General features: G+C 75.1%; 30 protein-coding genes and 1 pseudogene. 14 read left to right on the top strand and 17 right to left on the bottom strand.

Annotation, left to right across the window (positions count from 1 at the left end):
* Positions 1 to 516 (bottom strand): isochorismatase family protein, encoded by a 516-nt coding sequence (locus ACQPYN_RS14180; RefSeq protein ID WP_433037876.1) that lies wholly within the window; start codon positions 514 to 516, stop codon positions 1 to 3.
* Between the two features lie 54 nt (positions 517 to 570).
* Between ACQPYN_RS14180 and ACQPYN_RS14175 the strand changes: the two genes are divergently transcribed.
* From ACQPYN_RS14175 to ACQPYN_RS14165, 3 genes are all read left to right on the top strand, one after another.
* Positions 571 to 1,815 (top strand): acyl-CoA dehydrogenase family protein, encoded by a 1,245-nt coding sequence (locus tag ACQPYN_RS14175; RefSeq protein WP_433037874.1) that lies wholly within the window; start codon positions 571 to 573, stop codon positions 1,813 to 1,815.
* Complete coding sequence (locus ACQPYN_RS14170; RefSeq protein ID WP_433037872.1) at positions 1,812 to 2,348, top strand: adenylyltransferase/cytidyltransferase family protein; 537 nt, start codon at positions 1,812 to 1,814, stop codon at positions 2,346 to 2,348. The genes ACQPYN_RS14175 and ACQPYN_RS14170 overlap by 4 nt, the downstream gene beginning before the upstream one ends.
* Before the next feature lie 181 nt (positions 2,349 to 2,529).
* A complete protein-coding gene (locus ACQPYN_RS14165) occupies positions 2,530 to 3,705 on the top strand; it encodes an alkaline phosphatase family protein (RefSeq protein ID WP_433038883.1) in 1,176 nt (391 codons plus the stop codon).
* 44 nt (positions 3,706 to 3,749) lie between these two features.
* Here ACQPYN_RS14165 and ACQPYN_RS14160 read toward each other — a convergent pair whose 3' ends face one another.
* The 5 genes from ACQPYN_RS14160 to ACQPYN_RS14140 all read right to left on the bottom strand — a co-directional run bounded on the left by ACQPYN_RS14160 (position 3,750) and on the right by ACQPYN_RS14140 (position 6,952).
* Entirely contained in the window at positions 3,750 to 4,166 is a 417-nt protein-coding gene (locus ACQPYN_RS14160; protein WP_433037870.1) for an OsmC family protein, read from the bottom strand.
* A 38-nt stretch (positions 4,167 to 4,204) separates the two neighbouring features.
* The gene (locus ACQPYN_RS14155; protein WP_433037868.1) at positions 4,205 to 4,501 is read right to left on the bottom strand and encodes a WhiB family transcriptional regulator; all 297 of its coding nucleotides are present in this window, start codon (positions 4,499 to 4,501) and stop codon (positions 4,205 to 4,207) included.
* 114 nt (positions 4,502 to 4,615) lie between these two features.
* Positions 4,616 to 5,476, bottom strand: coding sequence for an esterase/lipase family protein (locus ACQPYN_RS14150; protein WP_433037866.1), 861 nt, complete (start codon positions 5,474 to 5,476; stop codon positions 4,616 to 4,618).
* A gap of 113 nt (positions 5,477 to 5,589) precedes the next feature.
* Positions 5,590 to 6,045 (bottom strand): MaoC family dehydratase, encoded by a 456-nt coding sequence (locus ACQPYN_RS14145; RefSeq protein WP_433037864.1) that lies wholly within the window; start codon positions 6,043 to 6,045, stop codon positions 5,590 to 5,592.
* A gap of 22 nt (positions 6,046 to 6,067) precedes the next feature.
* Complete coding sequence (locus tag ACQPYN_RS14140) at positions 6,068 to 6,952, bottom strand: SDR family oxidoreductase (RefSeq protein ID WP_433037862.1); 885 nt, start codon at positions 6,950 to 6,952, stop codon at positions 6,068 to 6,070.
* A gap of 88 nt (positions 6,953 to 7,040) precedes the next feature.
* On the opposite strand from ACQPYN_RS14140, the gene ACQPYN_RS14135 reads away from it, so the two are divergent.
* From ACQPYN_RS14135 to ACQPYN_RS14120, 4 genes are all read left to right on the top strand, one after another.
* Positions 7,041 to 8,222, top strand: a complete 1,182-nt coding sequence (locus ACQPYN_RS14135) for an MFS transporter (RefSeq protein WP_433037860.1) — start codon at positions 7,041 to 7,043, stop codon at positions 8,220 to 8,222.
* A gap of 65 nt (positions 8,223 to 8,287) precedes the next feature.
* On the top strand, positions 8,288 to 9,046 hold the full coding sequence (locus ACQPYN_RS14130; protein ID WP_433037858.1) for an SDR family NAD(P)-dependent oxidoreductase: 759 nt from the start codon (positions 8,288 to 8,290) through the stop codon (positions 9,044 to 9,046).
* Positions 9,043 to 9,819: a crotonase/enoyl-CoA hydratase family protein gene (locus tag ACQPYN_RS14125; RefSeq protein ID WP_433037856.1), complete on the top strand. Its 777-nt coding sequence runs from the start codon at positions 9,043 to 9,045 to the stop codon at positions 9,817 to 9,819. Before ACQPYN_RS14130 ends, ACQPYN_RS14125 begins: the two co-directional genes overlap by 4 nt.
* 971 nt (positions 9,820 to 10,790) lie before the next feature.
* On the top strand, positions 10,791 to 11,552 hold the full coding sequence (locus ACQPYN_RS14120; protein ID WP_433037854.1) for a hypothetical protein: 762 nt from the start codon (positions 10,791 to 10,793) through the stop codon (positions 11,550 to 11,552).
* A 119-nt stretch (positions 11,553 to 11,671) separates the two neighbouring features.
* Here ACQPYN_RS14120 and ACQPYN_RS14115 read toward each other — a convergent pair whose 3' ends face one another.
* From ACQPYN_RS14115 to ACQPYN_RS14105, 3 genes are read right to left on the bottom strand one after another with little or no spacing between them, the layout of a single operon-like run.
* Complete coding sequence (locus ACQPYN_RS14115; RefSeq protein ID WP_433037852.1) at positions 11,672 to 12,193, bottom strand: VOC family protein; 522 nt, start codon at positions 12,191 to 12,193, stop codon at positions 11,672 to 11,674.
* 19 nt (positions 12,194 to 12,212) lie between these two features.
* Positions 12,213 to 13,328 (bottom strand): adenylate/guanylate cyclase domain-containing protein, encoded by a 1,116-nt coding sequence (locus tag ACQPYN_RS14110; protein ID WP_433037850.1) that lies wholly within the window; start codon positions 13,326 to 13,328, stop codon positions 12,213 to 12,215.
* A gap of 11 nt (positions 13,329 to 13,339) precedes the next feature.
* Complete coding sequence (locus ACQPYN_RS14105) at positions 13,340 to 13,705, bottom strand: ArsR/SmtB family transcription factor (RefSeq protein WP_433037848.1); 366 nt, start codon at positions 13,703 to 13,705, stop codon at positions 13,340 to 13,342.
* Positions 13,706 to 13,797: 92 nt separating this feature from the next.
* On the opposite strand from ACQPYN_RS14105, the pseudogene ACQPYN_RS14100 reads away from it, so the two are divergent.
* From ACQPYN_RS14100 to ACQPYN_RS14080, 5 genes and pseudogenes are all read left to right on the top strand, one after another.
* Positions 13,798 to 14,556, top strand: a pseudogene (locus tag ACQPYN_RS14100) (nicotianamine synthase family protein); the annotation flags it as partial.
* Positions 14,557 to 14,644: 88 nt separating this feature from the next.
* On the top strand, positions 14,645 to 14,827 hold the full coding sequence (locus ACQPYN_RS14095) for a nicotianamine synthase family protein (RefSeq protein ID WP_433037846.1): 183 nt from the start codon (positions 14,645 to 14,647) through the stop codon (positions 14,825 to 14,827).
* A gap of 33 nt (positions 14,828 to 14,860) precedes the next feature.
* A complete protein-coding gene (locus tag ACQPYN_RS14090; protein WP_433037844.1) occupies positions 14,861 to 15,409 on the top strand; it encodes a hypothetical protein in 549 nt (182 codons plus the stop codon).
* Positions 15,406 to 15,972: a ferric reductase-like transmembrane domain-containing protein gene (locus ACQPYN_RS14085; protein WP_433039194.1), complete on the top strand. Its 567-nt coding sequence runs from the start codon at positions 15,406 to 15,408 to the stop codon at positions 15,970 to 15,972. Before ACQPYN_RS14090 ends, ACQPYN_RS14085 begins: the two co-directional genes overlap by 4 nt.
* 57 nt (positions 15,973 to 16,029) lie before the next feature.
* Positions 16,030 to 17,883, top strand: a complete 1,854-nt coding sequence (locus ACQPYN_RS14080) for an MFS transporter (RefSeq protein ID WP_433037842.1) — start codon at positions 16,030 to 16,032, stop codon at positions 17,881 to 17,883.
* A 71-nt stretch (positions 17,884 to 17,954) separates the two neighbouring features.
* Here the strand turns inward: ACQPYN_RS14080 and ACQPYN_RS14075 are convergent, their stop codons facing one another.
* The 6 genes from ACQPYN_RS14075 to ACQPYN_RS14050 all read right to left on the bottom strand — a co-directional run bounded on the left by ACQPYN_RS14075 (position 17,955) and on the right by ACQPYN_RS14050 (position 21,483).
* Entirely contained in the window at positions 17,955 to 18,872 is a 918-nt protein-coding gene (locus ACQPYN_RS14075; RefSeq protein WP_433037840.1) for a YhjD/YihY/BrkB family envelope integrity protein, read from the bottom strand.
* Positions 18,869 to 19,138 carry a YrhK family protein gene (locus ACQPYN_RS14070; RefSeq protein WP_433037838.1) on the bottom strand — a complete coding sequence of 90 codons (270 nt, stop codon included), beginning with the start codon at positions 19,136 to 19,138 and terminating at the stop codon, positions 18,869 to 18,871. Before ACQPYN_RS14070 ends, ACQPYN_RS14075 begins: the two co-directional genes overlap by 4 nt.
* A gap of 24 nt (positions 19,139 to 19,162) precedes the next feature.
* Positions 19,163 to 19,483, bottom strand: coding sequence for a DUF3040 domain-containing protein (locus tag ACQPYN_RS14065; RefSeq protein ID WP_433037836.1), 321 nt, complete (start codon positions 19,481 to 19,483; stop codon positions 19,163 to 19,165).
* Positions 19,484 to 19,587: 104 nt separating this feature from the next.
* Positions 19,588 to 20,406 (bottom strand): chloride channel protein, encoded by an 819-nt coding sequence (locus tag ACQPYN_RS14060; RefSeq protein ID WP_433037835.1) that lies wholly within the window; start codon positions 20,404 to 20,406, stop codon positions 19,588 to 19,590.
* Positions 20,403 to 20,933 carry a hypothetical protein gene (locus ACQPYN_RS14055; RefSeq protein ID WP_433037833.1) on the bottom strand — a complete coding sequence of 177 codons (531 nt, stop codon included), beginning with the start codon at positions 20,931 to 20,933 and terminating at the stop codon, positions 20,403 to 20,405. The genes ACQPYN_RS14060 and ACQPYN_RS14055 overlap by 4 nt, the downstream gene beginning before the upstream one ends.
* A 52-nt stretch (positions 20,934 to 20,985) precedes the next feature.
* Positions 20,986 to 21,483 carry a DUF1269 domain-containing protein gene (locus ACQPYN_RS14050; RefSeq protein WP_433037831.1) on the bottom strand — a complete coding sequence of 166 codons (498 nt, stop codon included), beginning with the start codon at positions 21,481 to 21,483 and terminating at the stop codon, positions 20,986 to 20,988.
* Positions 21,484 to 21,670: 187 nt separating this feature from the next.
* On the opposite strand from ACQPYN_RS14050, the gene ACQPYN_RS14045 reads away from it, so the two are divergent.
* Positions 21,671 to 22,651 carry a DUF389 domain-containing protein gene (locus ACQPYN_RS14045; protein WP_433037829.1) on the top strand — a complete coding sequence of 327 codons (981 nt, stop codon included), beginning with the start codon at positions 21,671 to 21,673 and terminating at the stop codon, positions 22,649 to 22,651.
* Positions 22,652 to 22,655: 4 nt separating this feature from the next.
* Here ACQPYN_RS14045 and ACQPYN_RS14040 read toward each other — a convergent pair whose 3' ends face one another.
* Entirely contained in the window at positions 22,656 to 23,183 is a 528-nt protein-coding gene (locus ACQPYN_RS14040; RefSeq protein WP_433037827.1) for a potassium channel family protein, read from the bottom strand.
* Positions 23,184 to 23,205: 22 nt separating this feature from the next.
* On the bottom strand, positions 23,206 to 24,318 hold the full coding sequence (locus tag ACQPYN_RS14035; RefSeq protein WP_433037825.1) for an AI-2E family transporter: 1,113 nt from the start codon (positions 24,316 to 24,318) through the stop codon (positions 23,206 to 23,208).
* Positions 24,319 to 24,618: 300 nt separating this feature from the next.
* Here ACQPYN_RS14035 and ACQPYN_RS14030 point away from each other — a divergent pair, with 300 nt between their 5' ends.
* On the top strand, positions 24,619 to 25,467 hold the full coding sequence (locus ACQPYN_RS14030) for a hypothetical protein (protein ID WP_433037823.1): 849 nt from the start codon (positions 24,619 to 24,621) through the stop codon (positions 25,465 to 25,467).
* The last annotated feature ends 307 nt before the right edge of the window (positions 25,468 to 25,774 follow it).

Raw genomic sequence — 25,774 nt, 5'->3', positions numbered from 1 at the left:
TCAGCGGATCAGCTTCTGGACGTCGCGGAACGCGGCGTGGTCGCTGTCGTGCAGCCACTCGAACAGCACCATCTCGGTGGTGACGACGTCGACGCCATGAGCGCGCAGGCGCTCGAGGGCCCGGCCGTGGTTCGCCGGGGCGCGGCTGCCGACGGCGTCGGCGACCACGGCGACGTCCCGGCCCTGGGCGCGCAGGGCGAGGACGGTCTGGAGCACGCAGACGTGGGCCTCGCAGCCCGCGACGACGATCGTGCCCGGCCCGGGGTCGACGTCCGCCGCGAAGGACGTCTTCGCCTGCGCGGGACGGGGCAGGAGGTCGGCGATCTCGCCGACGGTGGGGCCGAGGCCCGCCGGGTTCTGCTCGGTGGCGTGGACGTCGACGCCGGTCAGATCGGCGCCGCGCACGAGCCGCACGGCGTTCTGCAGCACCTCCGCCCCCGCGCTGATGGCCGGCATCAGGCGTTCCTGCAGGTCGACGACGAGCAGGACCGAGGACTCGGCGGACAGCAGCGGCATGCCCCGACCCTAGGACGGTTGACGCGGCACCCCCAGCGGCCGTAGGGCATGACCGTGACGATCTCCCCCGCCGGCGCCACCGACCGCGTCGCCGAGTACACCGAGCGGTTCGCCGCCTTCCTCACCGCGGAGGTCGAGCCCCTCGAGGCCGACCTCGCCCGCCAGGACGTCGGCTCGCCCTGGAACCCGCGCCTCGACGAGGCCGGGCGCATGCACCCCGCCGTCTGGGAGGCGCGCCGGGAGGTCCAGCGCCGCTCGGCCGCGGCCGGGCTCTACAACCCCCACGTCGGCGCGGCCGTCGGCGGCGGGGGCTTCGCCCGCGCGGAGATGCAGCACGTCGAGGAGTACGTGTACCGGCACTCCGGGCTCGGCCTGGGCCTGGCCGCGCTGGGCTGGACCGAGGGCGCGAACCCGGCGATCGAGCACTGCTCCGACGCGGCCCGGGAGCAGTGGCTCGAGCCGCTGATCGCCGGTGAGATCACCGCGGCGTTCGCCAACACCGAGATCTCCGTCGGCACCGACGTCCTGGCGATGGAGACCCGCGCACGCCGCGACGGCTCCGACTGGATCCTCGACGGCACCAAGGCCTGGATCACCAACGCCCACTTCGCCGACGTCGTCCAGGTCACCGCGGTCACCGAGCCCGGCGCCGGCACCCGATCGCTGTCGATGTTCCTCGTCGACGCGACCGCCCCCGGGTTCTCCCGCGGCCGCGACATCCCGACGATGCTCGACGACGGCCTCACCGGCGAGCTCCACCTCGACGGGGTGCGGGTACCCGCCGAGAACGTCGTCGGCGAGGTGGGCGACGGGTTCGTGCTGGCCATGGCCTGGATCAACTGGCGACGCCTCTGCCGCGGCGGGATGTGCGCGGGCTGGGGCGGGTGGCTGCTGGCGCGGGCCGTCGATCGCGCCCGGGAGCGGACCTCGGGCGGGCGGCCGATCGCCGAGCTGCAGGCGGTGCAGCACATGCTCGCCGACATGGACGCCGACGTGTACGCGGCCCGCGCGGCGTCGCTGCAGGCGCAGGCCGAGCTCGACGCGATGCCGGGCGGCGCCTTCGGGATCCCGCTGCACGCGGACGCGCCGCGTCTCATGAGCCTCGTGAAGGTGATCAACGACGAGGCGTTCTTCCGCGTCGCCGACCGCGCCGTCCAGGTGCACGGCGGCACCGGTCTGCGGCTGGGCTCACCCGAGGAGAAGCTCTTCCGCCTCGCCCGCAACCTGAAGATCCCCGCAGGCACGGTGGAGATCCAGCGCAACGCGATCGCGCGCGGGCTGCTCCGGCGCGGGCAGTGACGCTCTGCCCCCGAGGTCTGGCCGCGGTCACCGGACGCTTCCAGCCCGTCCACCACCAGCACCTCGAGCTGTTCGCGCTGGCGCTCGCCGAGCACGACCACCTCGTCGTCGCCGTCACCAACCCCGACTCCGGGGCGCGCCACGAGGCGGCGACCTCGACCCACCGCCACACCGACGCCGCCAACCCGTTCACCTACTTCGAGCGCCTGCGGCTGCTGCGCGCGGCGCTCGAGGGGGCGGGCCTGGCCGACCGCGCCTCGGTCGTGCCGTTCGACCTCACCCGCCCGCAGCTGTGGTCGGAGTACGTCCCGCTGGGGGCCCGCCACTTCGTGCGCGCGTTCTCGGCGTGGGAGGAGGACAAGGCGGGACGGCTCGCCGACGGCGGCTACGCGGTGACCGTCGTCGACGGCGACCCCGCGACCAAGCTCGACGCCGCCGCCATCCGCGACGGCTTCGCCGACGGGACGTGGGAGGCGATGGTGCTCCCGTCCACGGTGCCGGTGCTGCGGGAGCTCCTGGGGACGCGGCCGTGAGGCCGCCCGGGTACGGCGAGACCCAGCCGCGTCTCGACGACGACCAGCTGCCCGTGGTGCTCGTCGTCCTCGACGGGCTGGGCGACCGCCCCGTGCCCGAGCTCGGCGGTCGCACGCCGTCCGAGGCCGCGGCCACGCCCGTCCTCGACGCGCTGGCGGCCCGGGGGCGTCCGGCTGGCACCTGCCCTTCGGCTGGGGGCGCGCGCCGTCGTCCGAGCTCGCGCACTGGGCGATGTTCGGGTTCGCCGACGTCCCCTTCCCCGGCCGCGCGGTGCTGGAGGCCCTGGGGGCGGGGGTCGACGTACCGGCCGGGGTCGCGATCACCCACGCGGCGCTGCGGACGGCGCAGACCGACGAGGCGGGGCGGGTGTGGATCACCGGGCGGGTCGGGCCCGACGACACCGACGACGCGTCGCGGTTGCTCGACGACCTGGCGGGGCTCGCCCGGAGGCACGACGCGCAGCTCACCCCGCTCCCCCGCCGGGGCGAGGCGCTGCTCGCGCTCACCGGGCACGCGAGCGGCGCCGTCACCGACTCCGACCCGTTCTTCGAGGACCGCCATCCGTGGCTGCGGGTGCTGCCACTGGCCGAGGAGCCTGGGGCCGCGCCGACAGCCTCCGCCCTGGAGACGCTGCTGCGCGACGCCCGGGCCGCCCTGCGCGCCCACCCCGTCAACCGCGCCCGCACCGACCGCGGCCTCCCCGCGCTGGAGGTGCTGACGACGAAGTGGTCGGGCGTGCGGTCGCCGATCCCGTCGTTCACGGAGCACAACGGCGTCGCCGGCGCCGCGGTGACGAGCACCGGGCTCTACCGGGGCCTCGCCGCCGTGCTCGGGATGGCGTCGCGGCACCTGCGGCCCTCCGACGACGTCGCCGCCGATCTCCGGGCCCGCCTGGCCGCCGCCGACGACCTGATCGACGCCGGTGCGCGCGTCGTGCACGTCCACATCAAGGCCACCGACGACGCCGGGCACACCAAGCGCCCGCGGGCCAAGCTCGACGTCCTCGAGGCCGCCGACACCGGGCTCGCCGGCCTGCACGAGCTCGCTGATCGTGCCGTCGTCGCGGTCACCGGCGACCACGCCACCCCGTCCACCGGCGGCGTACTGCACACCGGCGACCCGACGCCGCTCGTCGTCGCCGGCCCGACGGTGCGCCCCGACGCGGTGACGGCGTTCGGCGAGGCCGCTGCCCACGCCGGCTGGTACGGCGTCGTCACGGCCCGGGAGCTGCTCCCGCTGCTGATGGGCCACGCGAACCGGGCGGCGTTCCTGGGGCACCGCGCCGGCCCCCGGCGCACCGTCGCCCTGCCCGACGACCCGGAGCCGATGATCGACCCCGCCCCGACCCGTGAGTGATTTTCCCGGCTATAGCCGGGAAAATCACTCACGTAGGGGGCCGGTCATGCCCGCGGCTCGGGCCCCACATCCAGGCGCGTGACGATCACGAGGGCGTCCTGGAGCAGGACCGTCACCGGGGTGGAGTCGACCACCGCGGCGAGCTGGGTGCGCAGGTCGTGGTCGAGGTCGGCGAGCAGGCCGACGCGCCGGTGCACCGTCGGCGGGTGCCCGGCCTCGAGCGCGACGTCGACCTCCACGTCGCACGCCTCGACGTCGTGGCGCTGCAGGAACGTGCGCACCGACATCGCGGTGCACGACGACAGCGACGCCGCGAGCAGCCCGAACGCCGTCGCGCCCTCGGGCTCGCCGTCCCCGGTCGGCACGACGCAGTCGAGCGCGAGCCCGTTCACGTCGAGCGACACCACACGTCCGTCACCCTCCGGGAGGCGACCCCGGGCCCACGCCGCCGGCGCGTCCATGGACCCCACCTTTCCACGGGTCGGCGGCGGGAGATCGCTCAGGCGGAGCGATCGTGGTGACGGGCACGGGCGAGGTGCTCGCGCCGCTCCTGCTCGCTCTCCCCGCCCCAGACGCCGTAGGGCTCCTCGACGCGCCGGGCCCAGTCCCGGCAGGGTTCGCGCACCGGGCAGCCCGAGCAGATGCTCGCGGCCGCGGCGACGCGTTGGCTGCGCCGGGGGTCGCGTTCGCCGTCGGGATGGAAGAAGACCTCGGAGTTCATACCGCGGCACGCCGCGTGGAGCTGCCAGTCCCAGTGGTCGTTGATCGCCCACGGCAGCCGGGAGACATCAGCCATTGATGCACACCTCCTACCGACCGTCGTACACCTCGGCGGCGACCGTGGCGCTGTAATCCACGTCTCGCGCGCCGAGGCGTCTGCGACGGACCGGTCGTGGGCAACCGGCGAGGTTCAGGCGGCGACGGCGACCGTCGGTTCGGGGGTCCGGCGGCGGTCCCGACGGCGCCCGACGACGCCCGTCGAGAGCGCGTGCGCCCAGGCGAACGGGCGCCAGTCCTCCAGGCGCACCTCGAGGCGGTCGACCACCGCGACCAGCGCGGCCGGGTTGTGGGTGAGCCCGCAGTGGCTGCTCGGGACGACCACGTTCTCGCAGAGCTCGCCGTCGTCCTGCCGGCAGCCGTCGCCGTGCAGGAGGCCGTCCCACGTCGAGTAGATCGCCACCGAGCGCACCGGCACCGGGCGCCGGACCAGGTCGACGACCTCGCCCGTGCGGTCCGAGAAGCCCCAGTGCTGCTCGGCGAGGCGGAAGGCGGCGGTCACCCGGTTCTCCTCGGCCTCGGCCCGCCAGGGCGACCCGAGGCAGACGATGCGCTCGACGGCGTCCGGCCGGACGTGCGCGAGCCACCGGGCCATGAGCCCCCCGAGGCTCCAGCCCACGATCGCGATCGGGCGCTCGTGGCGAGCGTGCAGCTCGTCGAAGCGCGCGAGCAGCCCGTCGAGGATCGTGTCGGTGAAGCCCTGGTTGAGGCCGAGGGTCCACCGGTGGGTGTGGAAGCCACGGTTGCGCAGGTGCGCCCGCAGCGCGCCCGTGGCGATGTCGCTGGTGAGGAACCCGGGCAGCACGAGCACGGGCTGTCCGTTACCGCGGCCGCTGCCGGGCAGGACGTGCCGGACCGCGTGCCACGCGGCGGTCTCGACCGACGCACGTCCGAGATCGGTGACCGTGAGCCACCAGGCGGGGAAGGGAAGGAATGCACCGGCAGGGCCGGCCTCGGGACGCCGCGTCGTCGACGTCGATCGGGGGGCGTCCATCACGACCACCTCCTCGCGGGGTCGCCACGACGCGACTCCGTGTGGCCGTCTAGTACCCCTTCGTGGTCCCGTACACGCCCGGCGGAACCCGGCTACCCCGATCGAGCGACCCGTCAGAAGTACGCGCGGGTGACGAGATCGGCGACGCAGGCCGGCTTGGTCGAGCCCTCGACCTCGATGGTCACGCGCGTGACCAGCTGCAACCCGTCGTCCCCGACGTCGGTGGCGTCCACGAGCGTCGAGCGCGCCCGCACCCGCGTCCCGGACCGCACGACGTTCGGGAAGCGCACGCGCTCGAGCCCGTAGTTCAGGCCCATCCGCGTGCCCTCGACGCGGCGCAGGCCGTCGAGCAGCAACGGGAGGAGCGAGAGCGTCAGGAAACCGTGCGCGACCGTCGCGCCGTACGGCCCGGTGGCGGACCGGTCGGCGTCGACGTGGATCCACTGGTGATCGCCGGTGACGTCGGCGAAGCCGTCGATGCGGTCCTGGCCGATCTCCAGCCACTCCCCCGGCCCCAGCTCGCGGCCCAGTGAGGCGACGAGCTCGTCACGCCCGTGGAAGGTCTCCATGCGGCATTCCTACCGCGCAGGGCTACACGCGCGCCGCACGGATCGCGTCGACGAGCGAGGTCGGCGCACGCCCCAGCAGGTTCTCGAGCGCCGGGCTGTCGGTCTCCAGCTCCCCGCGTGCGGTCGAGAGCTCGAGGGACGTCACGAAGCCCGCCGTGTCCTCGTCCACGCCTGCGGCGCGCAGGATGTCGGTGTACTCGTCGGCCGACACGTCGCGGTAGACGACCTTCGTGCCCGTGGTCTCGGTGATCGCCTCGGCGAGCTCGCTCATGGAGAACGCCGGCCCGCCGAGCTCCCAGTAGCCCTGCTGGTCGGCGATGTCGCCGAGGAGCAGCGAGACCGCGGCCTCGGCGTAGTCGGCGCGCGTGGCGGCCGAGACGCGTCCGTCGCCCGCGGCGCCGACGATCTCGCCGCGCTCGAGGTACTCGTCGAGCCGGCCGGTGTAGTTCTCGACGTACCAGCCGTTGCGGGCCACCGCGAACGGCAGGCCGGACGCCTGGAGGAGGTCCTCGGTGCCGGCGTGCTCGGGCGCCAGCGCGAGCTCGGTCTCGTCGGCGTGGAGCACGCTCGTGTAGACGACGAAGCCGACGTCGGCGGCGTCCGCGGCGCGGATGACGTTGCCGTGCTGCGTGAGGCGCTCGCCGACCGTGGGGCTGGAGACCAGCAGCAGGCGCTCGATCCCCTCGAGGGCGGCGTCGAGCGTCTCCGGACGGTCGTAGTCGGCCTCGCGGACGCCGACGCCGAGGGCGGCCAGCTCGTCGGCCCTGGCGGTGTCGCGGACCAGCGCGAACACGTTGCGGGCCGGGACGCCGTGGCGCAGCAGGGCGTCGACGGCGAGGCGGCCGAGGTGACCGGTCGCGCCGGTGACGGCGTACGTGGCGGTGGGAAGGACGGGTGCCTCGCTCATGGGCGCCAGTGTGCCCGTGCGGCTCGTCGTCCAGACGTCACGGTCCACGAGGGGTAGGAGTCGCGACGCGGCGGGCACCATGGAGGTGATGAGGGTGGCGACGGGGGGCGGCGTCGCCACCTACGGAGCGGTGCTGCGCCTCCCGGGTCTCACCCCGCTCGTGACGGTCGGGTTCGCGGCCCGCATCCCCGCCACCGCGACGGCCGTGGTGCTCACGCTGCACGTCGCGGTCGGTCTCGACGCCGGGTTCGCCGCCGCGGGCCTGGTCGGCGGGGCGGTGACGGCCGGCGTCGCGCTCGGGGCCCCGCTGCTGGGCCGGCTGATGGACCGCCGAGGGCTGCGTCCCGTCCTGCTGATCTGCGGGCTCGCGCAGGCCGCGTTCTGGGGCGTCGCGTCCCTGCTGCCGGTGACGGCGCTCGCCCCCACGGCGTTCGTGGCCGGGATGCTCATGCCGCCCGCGTTCTCGGCGGTGCGCCAGTCCCTCGCCGCCTCGGTGCCCGACGAGCACCAGCGCCCCGCGTTCGCCCTCGACGCGATGTCCACCGAGGTCGCCTACGCGGTGGGCCCGGCGCTCGGCACCCTCGTGGCGATCGCCTTGCCCGGCCGTCCCGGTCTGTGGGCCGTGGGCGGGGCGTTCGTCCTCGCCTCGGCCGCGCTGGCCCGGCTGGACCCGCCGCTGCGCCTGGCGGGCACGTCCGGCGAGGACCGGGCCGCGCCCCCGGTGCGCTCGTGGTTGCGCGGCCCGATGCTCGTCGCCCTGGCCTCGACGGGGGCGGCGATCCTCATGCTCACGGCCACCGAGCTCGCCGTCGTCGCCGGCCTCACCGCCCGTGGGGAGACGGCCTGGTTCGCCCTGGCCAACGCCGTGTGGTGCGCCGCGTCGCTCACGGGGGGCTGGATCTACGGCGGGGCCCGGCGCCCGCCCCCGACCGCGGTGCTGCTGGCCCTGCTCGCGCTCGGGTCGCTGCCGGTCGCGCTGGGCGGGCCCTGGTGGACCGTGACGCTCCTGCTGATCCCCGCCGGCGCCTTCTGCGCGCCGGCGCTGGCGTCGGCCACCGAGACCGTGGGGCGCCTGGCCCCCGACGGCGCACGCGGCGTGGCGATCGGGCTGCACAGCTCCGCGCTCATGGCGGGCGCGGCGATCGCCTCGCCGCTGTCCGGCGTCCTGATCGACACCGTCGCCCCGGCCGCCGCGATCGCCGCGGCGGCGGCGGTCACCCTCGCGGTGGCGACCGCCGCGGCCGCGGTCACGCGCGCCCGCACCCGGTGACACAGTCAGTTCCGACTGTTTATGGTGCGCAGGAGCACCTCGTCGACCACGGGAGGAACCCGATCATGGATCTCCAGGGCGTCTCGGCCCTCGTCACCGGCGGCGCGTCCGGCCTCGGCCTGGCCACCGCGCAGGCGATCACCGCCGCGGGCGGGCGGGTGGTCGTCGCCGACCTCCCGTCGTCGAAGGGCAAGGAGGTCGCCGCGGACCTCGGCGGCGAGTTCGTCGCCGCCGACGTCACCGACGCCGACGCCCTGGGCTCCGCGGTCGCCGCGGCCGAGGCCGCCGGCCCGTTCCGCGCGCTCGTGCACTGTGCGGGCATCGGCAGCCTCACCCGCGTCGTCGAGAAGAACGGCGACCCGGGTGACATGGAGTCCTTCGAGCGGGTCATCCGCGTCAACCTGTTCGGCTCGTTCAACGCGCTGCGCCTCGCCGGCGCGGCGATCGCGCGCACCGAGCCGGTGAACGGCGAGCGCGGCGCGATGATCATGACGGCCTCCGTGGCGGCGTTCGAGGGCCAGATCGGGCAGATGGCCTACTCGGCGTCGAAGGGCGGCGTCGTGTCGATGACGCTGTGCGCCGCGCGCGACCTCGCGTCGAAGCTGGTCCGCGTCAACACCATCGCGCCGGGGCTGTTCGACACCCCGCTGTTCGCGACGCTCTCCGACGACGTCCGCAAGACCCTCGGCGAGTCGGTGCCCAACCCGCGCCGCCTCGGTGACCCCGCCGAGTACGGGCAGATGGCGGTCTCGATGCTGCAGAACCCGATGCTCAACGGCGAGACGATCCGGCTCGACGGCGCGATCCGGATGGCTCCCCGATGAGCTCCGGCGAGGAGCCCGTCCTCCGCACCGAGCGCGACGGCACCACGCTGGTCATCACCATCGACCGGCCGAAGGCGCGGAACTCGGTGAACACTGCGGTCGCGGAGGGGATCGCGGCGGCGCTCGACGAGCTCGACGGCGACGACGCGCTGGTCGCCGGCATCCTCACCGGGGCCGGCGGGTTCTTCAGCGCCGGCATGGACCTCAAGGCCTTCCTGCGGGGCGAGCGCCCGCACGTCGGCGACCGCGGGTTCGCCGGCATCACCCAGCGCCCGCCGTCGAAGCCGCTGATCGCCGCGGTCGAGGGGCCGGCGCTGGCCGGAGGGTGCGAGCTCGTGCTGTCCTGCGACCTCGTGGTGGCCTCGGAGGAGGCGACGTTCGGGATCCCGGAGGTCAAGCGGGGCCTCGCCGCCGCGGCCGGCGGCCTGATGCGCCTGCCCGCCCGCATCCCGCGCACCGTCGCCATGGAGCTCGCGCTCACCGGCGACCCGATGAGTGCCGCCGATGCGCACCGGTGGGGGCTGGTCAACCACCTCACGCCCGCCGGCGGGGCCCTCGAGGGCGCCCGCGAGCTCGCCGCCCGGATCGGGGCGAACGGACCGCTGGCGGTGCGGGCGAGCAAGCAGGTGATCGTCGAGTCCCCCGACTGGAGCGCGCAGGACATGTGGCGCCGTCAGGGCGAGATCCTCGGCCCGGTGCTGGACAGCGAGGACGCCCGCGAGGGCGCCGCCGCCTTCGCCGAGAAGCGCGCCCCGGAGTGGAAGGGCCGCTGACCAGCTCACGAGAGAGACGAATCCACCCGTCCGGGTGGATCTCCGGGAGGCCCTGCGGCCGCGCTCGTTGAGCGCGTCGACGGCTCCGGTGATCACGAAGCCGCGCCGACCGCTTCGTGATGGGTGCTCTCCATGGTCACGTCAGATCCCGCCCGCCATCGGCTCCGCCCGCCCCGGCGTCCGGTCGGGCGCCGGGCCCGCCTGGGGGTGGTGGGGGTCGCGGTGGCGCTGCTGTCCGCGGGTGGGGTCGCCGACGGAGCGGCGAGCACCCTCCCGATGACGACACCACCCGGCGCCGCGCCGTGCGACCTGACCGCACCGGCGGGCTGCACCTTCACCGCCGCGAGCGGCCGGGTCCCCGTGACGATCCCGGCCGGGGTCGACCGCCTCGTCGCCTTCGTGACCGGCGGCGAAGGAGGGTCCCCCGGCGCCGACCGCGGCGGTTCCGGCGGCGGGGGCGGCGAGACCATCGCCGAGTTCTCCGTCCGACGGGGGCAGGTGCTCACGGTGTGGCCGGGACGCCGTGGAGGCGCCGCGACCGTCGGCGAGGGCTTCGCCGACGGCGGTTCGCGGGGCCGGGGCTACACCGCGAACGACGGCGCGGCGGGCGGGGCGGCGAGCGCGGTGCTGGCCGGCACGACCCCGTTGGTCGTCGCGGGCGGGGGCGGCGGTGGTGGCGGGAACAACGGCACCCGCGGCGGTGACGGCGGCTCGGGGGGCTCGCCCGCGGACGACGGGGACGACGGGAGCGGGGCCTGCTACGTCGGGACCCGCGGCGTCCAGGTCGGCTTCCACGGCGACGGTGGCCCCGGCGGTGGAGCACGCTCGACGCGCGGCGAGGCGGGCCGGACCGGCTTCCTGGGCCCTGGCGGAGGCGGCGGCGGAGGCGGCCACGCGCGTGGTGGTGGCGGTGGCACCCCGGGCACGGGGTGTGCGGCGGTGCCGGCGGGGGCGGCGGGGGACGGTCGTCGGTGGCCGGCGGAGCTCGAGCGCTGGCCTTCAGCGGGGTCGCGGGCAACGGGGACGGCACGGTCACGCTGCGGCGCTACACCGGGAGCACCCGCTTCGACTGCGAGCGCAGGTCGGTCCCGTGGGCGGTGCCCGCGGGTGTCGGACGCGTCTTCGCGATCGCCGTCGGCGCCGAGGGCGGCCGTCCGACGGGCGTCACCGCGGGGCACGCCCCGGGCCACGGGGCGCGGGTGGCCGGCGACCTCGACACCGGCGCGACGCGGCGCCTCGACGTCACCACCGGGTGCGACGGCAACCGCGGACCGGGCTACGGCCTGGGCCGGGGCGGCTCCCGGGGCACGGCCCGCCCCGCGGACTCCGACGACGGAGGTGGGGGCGGCGGCGCCAGCGCGATCCGCGCCGGCGACCGGTCGCTGCTCGTCGCCGGCGGCGGGGGCGGCGCCGGGGCAGCACCGCGACCGGCGCACCGAACGGGTCGCGCTACGCCGGTGGCGCCGGCGGGCAGGCGGGCGACGGCCCGGGTCCGGCGGGCGCCCGGGGCGGGTCCCGCGGCGAGGGCGATTTCGGTGACGGTGGCGGTGGAGGACCCGGTGCCCGTCGGCCCGGCCCCACCGGCGGCGACGGCGGCACCTCGAGGACCGGCGGGGGCGGCGGCGGAGGCGGTGGCGGCTGCCTGCGCGGCGGCGACGGCGGGAGCCACGGCGGCGAGTTCGGCGGGGGCGGCGGCGGGGGCGCGGGCGACTCCTGCGCCGACGCCGCGGTGACCGGCGCCCGGATCACCCCGAGCACCGACCCCGGCGACGGCTTCGTCCTGCTCGTCTACTGAGGGCCGCTAGGTGCGCTCCGCGCATGTGAGCACTTCGAGGTGCGCGGAGCGCACACCTCAGAGGGTGTCCTCGCCGTACATCTCGCCGAGCGGATCCATGATGAACTCGACGCGGGCGCCGTCGGGGTCGTGCGTGTAGATCGAGACGTCGGACTCGACCATGTACTCGATCCCGAGTTCGTCGAGGCGGCGCTTGATCCCGTACCACTGGCTGCCGGGCACCGAGATCGCGATGTGGTGCAGCCCGCCGAGCACTTCGGCGTAGGGGCTCGGGTCGACGCCGGGCAGGTCGAAGAACGCCAGGTTGTTGCCGTTCCCGACGTCGAAGAAGAAGTGCGTCGAGCCCGCGAGGTCGCGGTTCTCGAACAGCACGGTGACCGGGAAGCCGGCCACGTTCTGGTACCACTCCACCGTCGTGCGCACGTCGCGGCACACCAGGGCGGTGTGGTGGATGCCCTTGCCCGTCGACGGCGGACGGTGATCGGTCGGGACGAGGAACTCCTCGCGGATCCGATCGCGGGCGGCCGTCAGCCGCTGCCGCTCCTCTTCGCTGATCAACGACGACTTGTCCGCGCTCATGGCGCAAACCGTAGACCGTTCAACCGAGATCGTGGACCGCCAACGATCCCGCGTCGCGCTCCGCCTTGCCGCCCGCCGCGCCGCCGTCGCGGGTGAGCTCGGCGAGCATGCGGTAGGTCAGGCTGCGCGGGCGCAGCCCGAGGTCCGCCGCGGCCTCCTCGTCGAGCCGTTCGACCAGCGTCTTCGAGACCAGCCGCTGCCCGCCGGTCGCCACCTGCTCGACGCGGGCGCACTCGTTGACCTCGTCGCCCAGCGCCGTCACCTCGAGGCGCCCGCCGGTCACGACCTGGCCGATGAACAGGTCCGCGCCCCAGTGCGCGCCGACGTTGAGCCGGCAGTCCTCACGGGAGACCTCGACGCCGGTCTCGGCGAGGTCGGCGACGACCTCGGCCACCGCGCTCGGCAGGCCCTGCACGACCCGCAGCGCCGCCGACGCCGCGTCGGAGTCCGAGCCGTGGCCCTCGGTGAGGAAGTAGGCGCTCGCCCCGTCCCCGGCGTGCTTGCCGACGATGCCGCCGTGCCGCGCGACGAGGGCGTCGAACGCCGTCGTGATCCCGCGGATGAGCTCGAAGTAGACGGGCGTCGGCAGGCGGCGGGACAGCGGGCCGGAGGAGTCGACGTCGGCGAAGACGATGGCCGCCGGGCGCTGCGCCGGTTCCGACAGGTCGGCCATCCGCGTGAACATGGCCTCGTCGCCCTCGCTGACCAGGGCGAGCACCCGGGCCGGGAGCAGCGGCGCGTAGATCAGCGCGGCGCCCATCGGCGAGCCGTCGGCGTGGCGCAGGCCGACCCCGAGCATGCCCACCGACCGCCGGCGGGACCCGACCTGCAGGTCCAGCGGCAGCACCCACAGCGGCGCCGCGGGGCCGTTCTGGTCGTCGAGCCGTGGGTGCAGGTCGTGGCGCAGCGTCTCGACGGCCTCGGGGGTGAGGAGGTCACGCCACAGCGGGCGCTCGAGCACCTCGTCGACGTGCTCGCCGTAGCCCACGTCGGTGTCGTGGTCCGCGCCGGCGAGCATCAGCATCTGCTCCGACACCCAGGCCAGACGCCCGTGCGCGTCGATCACCTGAGCGGCCGTCCGCCCCGCGGCCAGGGCGGTGGCGACCTCACCCAGCGGTCCCTCGGGTCCCCCCACGGCGCGGGAGCCTACGGACCACCGAACGGGTGACCCGTCATCGACCGGCGGTGCTCCGCGTCGTGGACGAGCACCCCGAGGAGCTCGCCGACGTGGTGATCACGCGCACGCGAGAGGACGTGACGTCCCGCACGGCGCTGGGTGATCAGGCCGGCGAGGCGGAGCTTGGCGAGGTGCTGCGACACGGCCGGGCGGGTCGCCCCCAGGCGACCCGCGAGGGTGGAGACGTCCAGCTCATCGCCGCAGAGCAGCCACAACATCCGCAGACGCGTGGGGTCGGCCAGCATCCGCAGGCCCTCGACGGCCACGTCGACGTGCTCGGCGGGTGGGAGCTCGGCCCAGCTCCCACCCCGTTGCACGTTGTCGTGTGCGCACACGCTTACGTATTGTGCCAGAGGGCGGAGCCGTGTTGGCATCCCTTCGGACGCCGGCCCGACGACGACCGCCCGCCCCGGTGGAGGACATCGACATGAGCAGCCCGCTCGACCGCCCGGTCCCCCGGACCGCGACGCGTCCGTTCTCCGGGGGCGGGTCCGCCCGGCCCGGCGGCGAGCGGGCGCTCGACCTGCCGTCGCGCCTCGCGGTGCGGGCCTGCGGGACGGAGCGCAGCCACGACAGCCAGGAGGGCCCGGTCAGCCCCGACGGACAGCTCGGCCCCGGCGGACAGCTCGGCCCCTCCGGTCTCCTCGCCGACATCCTCGCCCTCCACGACGCCCTGGCCGCCGAGCCCTCGCTCGAGCCGGGCCCGCGCACCGACGCGCTGTTCACCGCGCTCGTCGAGCTCGCCGTCGCGCCGCGCGCGCCGGAGGAGGTGGACGCGGTGCTCGCCGACCCGCGGCTCACCGAGCGCCTCCCCGACCTGCGCGCCCGCTGCGCCGCCGGCGAGTACGCCCTCGAGCGCGCCTGGGCCCACCGGGTGCTCGCCGCGGACGACCCGCACGCCGCCCTCGAGGCGTTCCCGTACCTGCAGAACTACCGCGACCTCACCCGCATCGAGTACCACGCCGTCGCCGGTCACGCCCCGCGCGCGCCGCGTCGTGCCCTGTTCGTCGGCTCGGGGCCGCTGCCGCTCTCGGCGCTGCTGCTCGCCCGCCACGGCGTGCAGGTCGACGCCGTCGACATCGACCCGGAGGCCGTGTATCTCGGCGGCCGGCTCGCCGCGGCGCTCGGCGACGACGTGCGCGTCGCCGCCGGCGACGTCCTGTACCTCGGCGACCTCGGCGACCTCGCCGACCACGACCTCGCCGACTACGACCTCGTCTGCGTGGCCGCCCTCGTCGGGCTCGACCCCGGCGAAGGCCGCGGCCCTGGCCCACGTGCGCGCCCGCATGCGGCCCGGCGCCCTCGTGCTCGCCCGCAGCGCCCACTCGTTGCGCGGCCTGCTCTACCCCGTGCTCGAGGTGGCCGGCGGCGACCTCGGCGGCCTCGACCCGGTGGCCGTGCTGCACCCCCACACCGACGTGGTCAACTCGGTGGTGCTGGCCCGCGTCCCGGCCTGAGCCGTCGCGACCCGGGCAGGGCAGGCTGGACCCGTGCCCACCACCCGCACCGGCCCGCACCCCGTGGCGGTCGGGGCCGTCCTGCTGCTGGCCGCGATGATCGCCGCGGCGCTGTGGAACTCCGACGCCTCGGGGACCGGGGCGCGGAACGTCGGCAGCACGGAGGCGGCCCCCGCCCCGATCGCCGCGCCGCCCGGCGCGACCTGCGCCCCCACGGTGACCAACCCCGGCGGACGCAACAACTACGACGACGACGCCCCGCTGGACGTGCCGCTGGGACGGGGCCTGGTGATCACCGGGATCGTGCGCGACACGGCGTGCCGTCCGCTGCCCGGCGTGCCGGTGCAGGTGTGGCTGCAGACCGCGCTGGGCAGCGAGCGCGAGAACCGGACGACGGTGCTCACCGGGCCCGACGGGCGCTACCGCGTGGACACCGACCCGGCCGTCGCCCAGTTCGGCGAGCCGAACGTCCACGTGGCCCACGACGTGAGCGGCCCGTGGCGCGCCGTCTTCCAGCGCCACGTCGTCGACTCCGAGGACACCCTGGCCGTCGTCGACCTCACGCTGGTGCCGTCGTCGTGAGCGCGGTCCGGGTCGTCGGGGCCGCGGCGGCGCTCGGCGGGGCGTTCCTCGTCGTCCTCGCCCTCGCGGGTCCCCACCTCGCGGGGGCACCGGTGCTGCTCGTGGTGTCGACGCTGGCGGCGTGCCTCGCCGTCGCCGCGCTCGCGGTGCAGCCCTGGCTGACCCGGCGTCGCGTCGGGGTCCACGTCCGCGTCGGCGGGATCGTCGCGGTCCTGGTCGCCCTGCACGTCGTCGCCCTGTTCGTGGAGGACCCGGACGACGCCCTGTTCTCGATGTCGCCCGACGGGCCGACCCGGGCGCGCATGGCCCTGTTCGCGACCGTCCTGCTCGCCGTCGTGACCCTGCTCGGGGTGCTGCGGCGGCGTCTGCGCTGGTCACCGGCCACCTGGCGGTTCCTCCACGGCAGCCTCGCCGCGCTCGTCGTCGTGCTCGGCGTCGGCCACGCGGTCCTCATCCAGGGCGCGCTCGACGGGTGGGGTACTGCCGTGCTGCTCGTGCTCGGCGGCCTCGGGGCGGTCGGCGCGGTGGGGCGACTGACCGCGGTCCTGCGCCGGGCGTCCTGACCCACCTCATCCCCTACGGGTGAGGAACGCGCCCGTGCCCGGCGGAAGAGTGCACCCATGACCGAGGGCCAAGCCGGATCCGGGGCCGCCCCCGTCGGCGGACTGCGCGCAGGGCGAGGTGTGCTCGCCGTCGCCTGCGTCTCGACGTTCGTGGTGAACGCGAACACGTCGGCCGTGAGCATCCTGCTGCCGTCGATCGCGGCGGACCTCGACACCTCCATCGAGCTGCTCCAGTGGGCCGTCACCGGCTACCTGCTGGTGGGGGCCGCGGTGATCGTCACGTCCGGGGCGCTCGGGGACATCCTGGGGCGACGGCGGGTGTTCCTCGCCGGGCTGGCCCTCTTCATCGCGTCCTGCGCGCTGATCGCCCTGGCCGGATCGGGCGCGCTGGTGGTGGTCGGCCGTGTCATCCAGGGAGCCGCGGGCGCGACGATCCTGGCCTGTGGCCTGAGTCTGCTCTCGGTCGCCTCGTCCGGGGCCCAGCAGATGCGCGCGGTCGCGCTCTGGGGCGCCGCCGCCGCGGCCGGCGCGGCCGCCGGCCCGCTGGTCGGCGGTCTCCTCGACGAGGCCACCGGGTGGCAGGGCCTGTTCTGGATCGACGCCGCCATCGCCCTCGTCTGCGTGCCGCTCACCCTGCGCACCGTGCAGGAGTCGTCCGACCCGAACCGGCCCCGCACGATCGACTTCGCGGGGACGGCCCTCATCGCGGGGATCCTCGTGCCGTTCGTGTTCGCCATGACCAAGGGCGCCGACTGGGGCTGGGTCTCGGTACCGACCCTGACCTGCCTGGTCGTCTCGGTGGCGGCCACCGTCGGCTTCGTCGTCGTCGAGGGACGGGTGACCGCCCCGCTGGTCGACCTGCGGCTGCTCCGGAACCTGGCGCTGGTCGGCTCGACCCTTGCGATCCTCATCGGCGCCGGCGCGATCGCCGCCCTCGGGCTGCTGATGAGCCTGTACTTCCAGGACCCGGCCGGCCTCGGCATGTCGAGCCTCGCGGCCGGTCTGGCCTCGCTGCCGGTGGCGGCGCTCGTCATTCTCGTCGCCCCCGCGATCACGCCCCTGACGGGCCGCTTCGGCACCCGCCCGATCATCTCGGCCGGGTTCCTGCTCCTCACGGGCGGCTTCGCCGCGCTCGTGTTCGTGCAGCCGAGCTGGACCTACGCGACGTTCGTCCTGCCGCTCCTCGCGATCGCCGTCGGGCTGGGGCTGTCCAACGGGCCGGCCTCCGCGATCTCGACGTCCTGCGTCTCCCCCGCCGACGTCGGGGCCGCGTCCGGGATCTCGAACATGGCCCGCTACGTCGGCGGCGCGGTGATGACCGCCGTGGCCGCCGGGATCTACGGCAACGTCGGCCTGGCCCGCCAGGGCGTCGGCGAGTCGCCGGAGGACGCGCTCGCGAGCGGATTCGCGGCCGCGTCGCTGGCCCTGGCGATCTTCTCGGCCACCGGGATCGTCCTCGCCGTCCTCGCCCGCCGCCGCGCCCGGCGCGGGCCGGCCGTCGTGGAGTACGCGGCGGCGGCCGCCGCGACCACCCACACCGTGCCGGTGCAGGAGGTCGGGGACCTGGTCGCGGCCGCTCCCCGCGGCCCGACGGCGCGCCCCGCTGACGGGGCGCGCCGGCCCTCACGACACCGGCGTCGCGACCCGGTCGGACGACGAACGCTGCGCCGGGATCGGCGCCGGTCCGCGCCACGCGCCGTAGCCGGCGTTCGTCGCGGCCTGCGCCGCGCCGATCGCGTGCTTCGCGAGCTGGGCGGGGGTCATCTCCGTGCGCTGCTGCCAGCGCCGGCCGGCGCCGATCACGGCCGCGCTCCCGAGCGCCAGGCCGAGTGTCGCGATCGTGCCGCCGATGCCGGTGAGCACGGCCCCGCCCATCAGCAGGCGGGTGTTGACGAGGTGTTCCGGATGTGAGGACAAGGGAACCTCCAGTGCATTCGGTCCACCCACCGTCGACCGACCCCGGGGCCCCCGCATCACCCGCATCAGATGACGGCCGGCGGCGCGCCGGGGCGGGTCGCCGCCCACGCCGTGGCGAAGAGGACGAGGCGCGCGCTCAGGTAGATCGCCACCAGCAGGCCGAGGACCGGGCCGAACACGAGGCCGGCCGGGGAACCGGTGACCCAGCCGAGGTAGACGGTCCCGATCCGCTGGATCACCTCGAAGCCGACCGCGGCCAGGAGCGCGGGTCGGACGGCAACCCGCAGGGGCAGCCGTTCCCGGGGCAGGCGCGCGATCACCCAGAGCAGGACCACCAGGTTCGCGGCGAGCGACAGCGCCAGCGTCATCGTCGCCGCGGCGACCGTCCGGACCCCGCCGGCGCCCTCGTCGCCGGCCACCGCCCCGGTGAGGAGGTCGCCGAGCGTGGTCAGGCCGACCGCGACGGCCAGCACCGCGGCCAGGCCGAGGAGGGCGACGGTGTCGGACAGGGCCCCCGCGAGGTAGGGCGGGCCCGCGGTGCGCTGACCCCACTGGGCGGACAGGGCCTCGCGGACCCGGTACATCCAGACGAGTCCCGTGTACACACCCAGCACCAGACCGAGCACGCCCACGGTCTCGCTCTGGCGCAGGGCCTCCGCCACGAGCTGGTCGACCGTCTCGGCGAGTCCGGGCCCCACCGTCGCGACCACCGCCCGGTGGAAATCCTCCAGCAGCTCGGGGTCGCCGAGCAGGACGTACCCGGCCACGGCGAAGGCGACCATCAGCAGCGGGACGAGCGCGACGACGCTGAAGTAGGTGATGGCGGCGGCGTAGTGGTCGCCGTGGCGCTCGAGGTACTGCGCGGCGGCCCGGACGAGGTGGTCGATCCACGCGTGGCGTCGGAGCCGCCCCAGACCCAGGAGCTCGTGATCGTGCTCCGCGCCGCGCGCCGGCGGCGAGGGGCCGGCGTCCCCGGTCGTCACTCGACGCGGTCGGCGACCGCCGAGACGACCGCCTGGGCACGCTGCCGGGCCTCGTACCGCGCGAAGATCTCGCCGATCACGCCGACGAGCAGGCCCCACGACGCGACGACGAAGAGCCACGTGCCGGCCCGGGTCAGGGCGGGATACAGGAAGAAGATGCTGCCGATGACGAACGCGACGTTGCCGAACAGGGCGACGCCCATGTGGACCCACGGGATGTCGTGGGCGTAGCGGCGGATGTGCCGGACGTAGATGAAGAGCAGCATGATCGCCTCTCGCTGGCCGTGCGCTCAGGCACCGGGGTCCGGGGCTCGGGGCGCGGGGGGTGTGAGCTCGTCCCGGAGGGACTGGGGCAGCCGGGGGCGCCAGCCGACCCCGAGCAGCACCCCGACCGTCAGGAGCACGATGAGCAGCGCCTGGCCCGGGAGCCCCAGCCAGAACAGGCCGACGATCAGCAGCAGCCCGACGACCACGACGACGAGCCGGATCCGCGTCGCGCGGCCGCCGCGGCCGGACGCGCGGTGCCATCGGCGCGCGAAGGAGGGGTCGTCCGCGGCCAGGGACCGTTCGGTCTCCGCGAGCACCGACCGTTCCGCGTCGTCGAGCGGCATCGTCGACTCCTCTCCCGGCGTCACCCGGGTCCCGCGCCGAGAGGTCCGACGCTCCACGAGCGTCGCGCCCCGCGCCCGCGGGTGGGTCACCCGGCGGGGATGAATCAGGCCGCCTCCGGGGCGGGAGCGACGCGGGGACCGGGGTCGGGCAGCCGTAACGTCACCACGTAGGCGACGACCACGCCGAGGATCACGAGCGGCATCACGGTCAGGCCGTCGGCACCCAGGAAGAGCGTGGCCAGCAGGACCGAGGTCAGCGGCAGGCGGAGCATCCCTACGGTCATCGCGCCCATGCCGATCGCGGCGCCGGAGAGGGCGTCGAGTCCGGGCAGGTGGGCGAGCGCGGTGCCGCCGGCGGCCCCGATGAACATCGCCGGGAACGTGGGCCCGCCGCGGAAGCCGGCGAGCGCCCCCGCGTACGCCAGTCCCTTGCACGCGATGAGGAGCAGGAGCGCGCCGACGCCGTAGGCGGCGGGGTCCCTCAGCAGCGGGCCGAGGGCGTTCTGCCCGGAGAAGAGCACCTCGGCGACGTCGTGGCCGGTGACCCCGGCGTAGAGGATCGCGAGCGCCGCGATACCGAGTCCCAGCACGGGGATCAGGACCAGCGCGCGCCGCACGACCATCGGCCGCACCCAGAGCGCGGCGGAGCGGATCAGCCAGCAGAGCAGGGCCGCCACGACACCGGCCGCCACGGCCCACCCGAGCGCACCGAGCGTCGGGTCGTCCGCGGGCGGTAGGCCGGAGACGGCGAGCGAGAAGGTCCCGAAGCCCGTCCAGGAGCCGAGGCCGACGAAGACCAGCGACCCGATCCCCGCCCCGAGCAGCCCGGGGACCAGCACCATCGTCGCCGTGGCGCCGCCGAGGCCCGCCGCCTCCATCATGAGGAACGCCGCGGCCAGCGGGGAGCCGAACAGCGTGCTCACGGCGGCGAAGCTCCCGGTCGCCGCGACCACCGAGGCGACGCCGGCCGGCACGTTCCCCCGCGGGCGAGGCGGACGGCCAGCACGGCGAGCCCGCCGCCGAGGGCGATCAGCGGCGCCTCCGGCCCGACGACCACGCCGAGCCCGATGCTCGCGAGCGCCGCGGCGGCGATCCCGCCGAGCTCGCGCCCGGCCGGGAAACCGCCGGCGTGGAAGCCGTCGGCCGGGGACTCGCCCCCGTGGCCCGGCAGGTACCGGATCACGGGGGCGACGAGCAGGCCCGCCACCCCGAGCGGGATGAGCGGCCACCACAACGGCGGTGTGGCGTACCCCAGCGCGAGCGGCGCCGAGGTGAAGGCCCAGGTCTGGAGCGCCGCCGTCAGGAGGAGGAACCCGTAGGCGAGCGCCGAGATCGGGACCCCGAGCACGGCGGCCAGGCCCAGCAGGCCGAGATAGCGCCGCGACCGCAGGACGTCCATCGGCGCGACGGGCGCGTCCGTGCTCGCCGGCGGCGCGACCTCAGCGGTCACCTCGCACGTCCTCTCCCCTGGCTCTGCTGTCCCCCGACTCCGTCCCGACCCGTCAGACGGCGTGCGCGTCGGAGAACACCTCGCGGAGCTGGGCCTCCTGCTCGCTCGAGAGGTTGGTGTGCAGGAGCTCGCCGTCGACGCCCCGGAAGGCCTCGGCCACCTTGTCCGGCACCCCGTCGGAGGTCAGCGCGAACAGCGCGGAGGTCCCGGGCGTCACCTTCTCCCGCACCTCCTTGATGAAGTCGTCGTCGATCCCCACGTCGGCCAGCGAGGCGGACGCCGCGCCCATCGCGGCACCCACGAGCAGCCCCAGGATCGGGACGAAGAAGATCAGCCCGAAGAGCAGGCCCCAGAAGCCGCCGCCGAGGGCGCCCGATCCGGCGAGGTGGTTCAGCTGGCGGGTCTTCGGCTTCTTCGCCCCGTCCACCCACGAGACGACGGCGCCGTCGTGGATCCTGATCGCCTCTTCTCGCTGCAGGCGCTCCAGGATCTGGAGGGCCTCGTCCGCCCCCACGGCCGTCGGGAACTTCACCGCGGTCAGAGTCGCCATCGATCTACCTCTCGTCCGTGCCGTGCGGAGCCCCGAGGGCGCCGCCGTCCGACAGCGACTCTCGGCCGGGACCCGCCGCCTGGCATCACCTCATCGGGATGAGTCGGGGGATGTCGGGGCACCGGAGATCGCGTCTCCCCCGCGGCGGGGGAGGCGGTCGGCGGTCGACGCCCGCGACGCTGGGCCGATGCGCGTGGTGGCGGTGTCGGGTGCGGACATCGATCGCATGGCCGACCGGCTCTTCCTCGAGGGACGGCGCCAGCAGTCGGCCTTCTGGGTGCTGCTGACGCTGGCGGCGATCATCGCCGGCGCCGGGGTCGTCGCCGACTCCGACGCCACGGTGATCGGCGCGATGATCGTCGCGCCGCTGATGACCCCGATCCTGGGCACGGCCCTCGCCGTCGTCCTCGCCGACCGGGCACGGATCCTGCGGGGCGTCACCACCGTCCTCACGGGGGCCGCCCTCGTCGTGGCGCTCGGGTTCCTGCTGGGGCTGCTCGTGCCGGAACCGGTGGTCGCCGCCACCAACTCCGAGGTCGCCTCCCGGGTCAGCCCCGACCTCATCGACCTGGTCGCCTCGCTGGCCACGGGCCTGGTGGGCGCGTTCGCCCTGGTCCGCGACGACGTCTCGGACACGCTGCCGGGCGTCGCCATCGCGATCTCGCTCGTGCCGCCCCTGGCCGTCGTCGGGCTGACGCTCGAGTCCGGCGAGCCCGGCCAGGCCCTCGGCGCCCTGCTGCTGTTCGCGTCGAACGTGGCGGCGATCGTCGCCACGGGCACCGGGCTGCTCCTCGCCTATCGGCTCCGGCCGGCGGCGGAGGCGGCCGGCCGCCCGGTCGGCCGGCTCGGTCGGGGGACGATCGCGGTGGTCGCGGGCTTCGTGGTGCTCGTCGCCGTGCCGCTCGCGGCGGGCAGCTACCAGGTCTACCGCGACGCCTCCACGATCGCGGGCGTGCGCCCGGTGGCCGAGCAGTGGGCGGCCGGGGCCTCCGCGCAGATCGTGTCCGTCACGGGGACCGCGGCGGCGATCCGGATCGAGGCCCTCGGCCCGCCCCCGGGTCCCGACGTCGCCCCGCTGCGCCGCGCGCTCGACGCGGCGGGCTACGCCGACGTGCCGGTCGAGGTCTCGCTCGTCCTCGGCGGCACCCGGAGCCTGCCCGCCGGATGAGGCGTCAGTCGGTCGCCGAGCTCAGGCGGCCCCGCCCGCGGTCGACGGCGCTGAGGATCGCCCGCACGACGTAGCCCAGCAGGAGCAGGTTGGCGAGCATCTGGACGGTCACCACGACGCGGGCGGCCGTCGACACCGGCGAGATGTCCCCGAAGCCGACGGTCGCGAACACCGTGACGGTGAAGTAGACCGCGTCGGTGCGCGCCATCGGCTCGGAGAACGACGCGGGGTCCACCTGGGACAGGACGGTGTAGGTCCCCGCGAACAGCATCAGGAACAGCGGAAGCGCCACCGCCAGGGTCTCGAGGGCCCGCAGCGACGGGTAGGGCGACCGGGCGATCCCCCGGACCTGCCAGCCGATGAGCGCGCCCAGGACGGCCAGCCCGACGACCAGCCGGACGAGGGTCCCGACGTCGACGGCCATCCGCAGCGGGACGACGTAGAAGACCACGACGATCAGGACCGCGTAGATCAGCGCCCGGACGAGCGCGACCGCGGTCCGCCCGCGCGGGAGCGCCTGGGCGGTGGTCACCTCCGCATCCCCACGTCACCCCTCACGGGGCGACCTTCTCGGGGGGAGGCACGACCTCGTCGGCGGCCTCGGCGGGTTCCTCGTCACCGTCCTCCTCCGGGTCCCCCGGATCGGACCGGAGCAGGGCATCCGCCCACCGGGCACCCGGGTCGATGTCGACGAGCAGGGCCTTGGCCAGCAGGGTCAGCGGGACCGCCAGCAGCGCCCCGAGCCCACCCAGGACCCAGGCCCAGAACAGCAGCGTCACGAACGTGACGGTCGCCGAGAGACCGACCGAGTCGCCGATGAACCGCGGCTGGATCAGCGACTGGATGATCACGTTGAGCAGGCTGTAGACGACGATGACGATGACGAACAACGACCAGCCGCCGGTGAGCAGCGCGAGGATCGCCGGCGGGATCAGCCCGAAGATGAAGCCGATGTTCGGGATGTAGTTGGTGATGAACGCCAGCACGCCCCAGAGGATCGCGAGCGGCACGCCCATGATCTCGAGGGCGATGGTGTCGAGGACCGCGACGATGAACCCGAACACGGTGGTGACGAAGAGGTAGCTGCGGGTGCCGCGGGCGAAGGTGTCGAGGGCCCCGACGATGTGCGGGCGGTCCCCGGCGATGCTGTCGAGCCGCTTGTCGAAGGTGGCGGCGTCGGCGATGAAGAACAGCAGCAGCGCGAGGACGAGGATGATCACGCTGGCCAGGCCCGACAACCCGGCGAGGACGTCGCCGACGTAGGCGGCGACGGAGTTGAGGCTGATGCCCTGGGTGGCCGACTGGATCTGGGCCGGCCCGACCCCGAACCCGGCGAGTGTCTTCTTCAGCCCGTCCAGCATCGCGTCGAACTGGTTGCTGTACTGGGGCAGCACGGTCGCGAGCTGGCCGACCGAGACGGCCAGCACCGCGGCCAGGGCGAGCAGGCCGGCGTAGACCACCACGATCAGCGCCAGCGTGGCGGCCCACGTGGGCCAACCCTTGCGCCGCGCCCACCTCTGCACCGGGTGCGCCGCGACGACGATCATCAGGGCGAGGAACAACGGCCCGATCAGCCACGCGGCGGCCCGCATGCCGGCGACCGCGATCACGGCGGCGGCGATGCCCAGCAACAGGGTCAACCCGCGGGGGAAGCCCCCGGGCGACACGGGCGCGGACTCCCGCTTCGGGCGGTGCCGACCGTTGGTCGGCGGCGTGTGAGCGGGTTCGAGTGGGTCCGCTGAGGGCCCCACGCCTTCCAGCGGTGTGGTCATGCCCCTCAGTGTGGGCAGGTGACGCGCCCTCACATCACCTCCAACAGATGATTCCGCCCCGACCGGGTTTCATCTGTTGCGGGTGACGCCGGGCCTCGGGACCGGGGGCCACGCTGCCCGGGGCAGGGGGACGAGGTCCCGGACGGGGGGCGCGTGCACACCGGAGTCGGCAGGACCCGCCAACGGGTCGGCGTCGTGGTCGCGCGCCACGAGGGCGCGCTGGTCCTGCGCGTGTGGCGCCGCATGATGGCGATCAACGGGTACGACCGGGCGCTGGCGCTGGCGGCGCAGGCCTTCGCCGGGCTCATCCCGGTGCTGGTCGCCGTGTCCGCGCTGTCGCCGCGCCCGATCCGCGCCTCGGTGGGGCCCGCGGTGATCGCCGCCCTGGGGCTGACCGGCGACGCGGCCAGCGCGCTGACGTCGCTGGTCACGCGCCCACCGGCGGTCCAGCCGTTGACGATCATCGGCAGTGCCCTGCTCGTGCTGTCGGTCCTGGGCTTCACCCGGGCGCTGCAGCGCACCTACGTCTCGGCGTGGGAGCTCCCGCCGAGCGGACTCCGGGGCCTGGGGCGCGGGTTCCTGGCCGCCGCGGCGCTGATCCTCGTGTTCGCGGCGCTCGTGGCGGTCGGACCGCTGCTCGCCGTCCTCGACGGCCACGTCGTGGTCGCGGTGATCGTCAACGCGGTCGTGGCCACGCTGCTGTGGTGGCCCGTCCTCCAGGTCCTGGTCGGCGGTCGGATCGGATGGCGGGCCCTGCTGCCGGGTGCCGCGCTCAACGGGTGCGGTCAGGCCGTGGTGTTCGCCCTCTCCGCGACCTATCTGCCGCCGGCCATCTCCGGCGCGGCGGCCGAGTACGGGCTGATCGGTGTCGCCGTCCCCGTGATCTCGTGGCTGGTCGTCCTCGGGTGGCTGCTGGTGCTGTCCGCCGTCCTCGGCGCCGAACTGGTCCGAGGTGGGTCGGTCACAGGTGGGTCGGTCAGAGGTGGGTCAGCGGGCGCCGGGACGGGTCACGAACGGGACGACGACGTGAGAGCGACGTCGTGACCCCTCTTTCCGAAGGGATCCCCGGGGGTTCTCGGGAATCGTCGAGCGTGACGGCGTGCCCGATGGAGCCGAATGAACGCTCATTCCCTCGAATGGTGCGCGCCGTCCCGAGTGGATTGGCGACGTCCGAGTCCGAGGCATAGTCTGTGGCCGAGCCCACGCCCGGACCCCGCGTCGCACTCGCATCGAAGAGCGGACAGTCTCGGGGGCTGACCATGGCGCAACGTGTTCACGAACGATTCGGTGCCCAGGCCGACGAGCCGGCACCTCCTCCGCACGACACGGCGATCGCCGGCGTCGTGGTCGA

This window comes from Actinomycetospora sp. CA-053990, from assembly GCF_050948445.1.
In the GTDB taxonomy this organism is placed as follows: Bacteria; Actinomycetota; Actinomycetes; order Mycobacteriales; family Pseudonocardiaceae; genus Actinomycetospora; species Actinomycetospora callitridis.
The sequence above is the reverse complement of the archived record's forward strand: the minus strand, read 5'-3'. Positions and strand labels throughout refer to the sequence as shown.

Coding starts and splice junctions, on each gene's coding strand:
- ACQPYN_RS14180 (WP_433037876.1), bottom strand. CDS start 516: ATGCCGCTGCTGTCCGCCGAGTCCTCGGTCCTGCTCGTCGTCGACCTG.
- ACQPYN_RS14160 (WP_433037870.1), bottom strand. CDS start 4,166: ATGGACGCGCCGGCGGCGTGGGCCCGGGGTCGCCTCCCGGAGGGTGAC.
- ACQPYN_RS14155 (WP_433037868.1), bottom strand. CDS start 4,501: ATGGCTGATGTCTCCCGGCTGCCGTGGGCGATCAACGACCACTGGGAC.
- ACQPYN_RS14150 (WP_433037866.1), bottom strand. CDS start 5,476: ATGGACGCCCCCCGATCGACGTCGACGACGCGGCGTCCCGAGGCCGGC.
- ACQPYN_RS14145 (WP_433037864.1), bottom strand. CDS start 6,045: ATGGAGACCTTCCACGGGCGTGACGAGCTCGTCGCCTCACTGGGCCGC.
- ACQPYN_RS14140 (WP_433037862.1), bottom strand. CDS start 6,952: ATGAGCGAGGCACCCGTCCTTCCCACCGCCACGTACGCCGTCACCGGC.
- ACQPYN_RS14135 (WP_433037860.1), top strand. CDS start 7,041: ATGAGGGTGGCGACGGGGGGCGGCGTCGCCACCTACGGAGCGGTGCTG.
- ACQPYN_RS14130 (WP_433037858.1), top strand. CDS start 8,288: ATGGATCTCCAGGGCGTCTCGGCCCTCGTCACCGGCGGCGCGTCCGGC.
- ACQPYN_RS14125 (WP_433037856.1), top strand. CDS start 9,043: ATGAGCTCCGGCGAGGAGCCCGTCCTCCGCACCGAGCGCGACGGCACC.
- ACQPYN_RS14115 (WP_433037852.1), bottom strand. CDS start 12,193: ATGAGCGCGGACAAGTCGTCGTTGATCAGCGAAGAGGAGCGGCAGCGG.
- ACQPYN_RS14080 (WP_433037842.1), top strand. CDS start 16,030: ATGACCGAGGGCCAAGCCGGATCCGGGGCCGCCCCCGTCGGCGGACTG.
- ACQPYN_RS14070 (WP_433037838.1), bottom strand. CDS start 19,138: ATGCTGCTCTTCATCTACGTCCGGCACATCCGCCGCTACGCCCACGAC.
- ACQPYN_RS14065 (WP_433037836.1), bottom strand. CDS start 19,483: ATGCCGCTCGACGACGCGGAACGGTCGGTGCTCGCGGAGACCGAACGG.
- ACQPYN_RS14050 (WP_433037831.1), bottom strand. CDS start 21,483: ATGGCGACTCTGACCGCGGTGAAGTTCCCGACGGCCGTGGGGGCGGAC.
- ACQPYN_RS14045 (WP_433037829.1), top strand. CDS start 21,671: ATGCGCGTGGTGGCGGTGTCGGGTGCGGACATCGATCGCATGGCCGAC.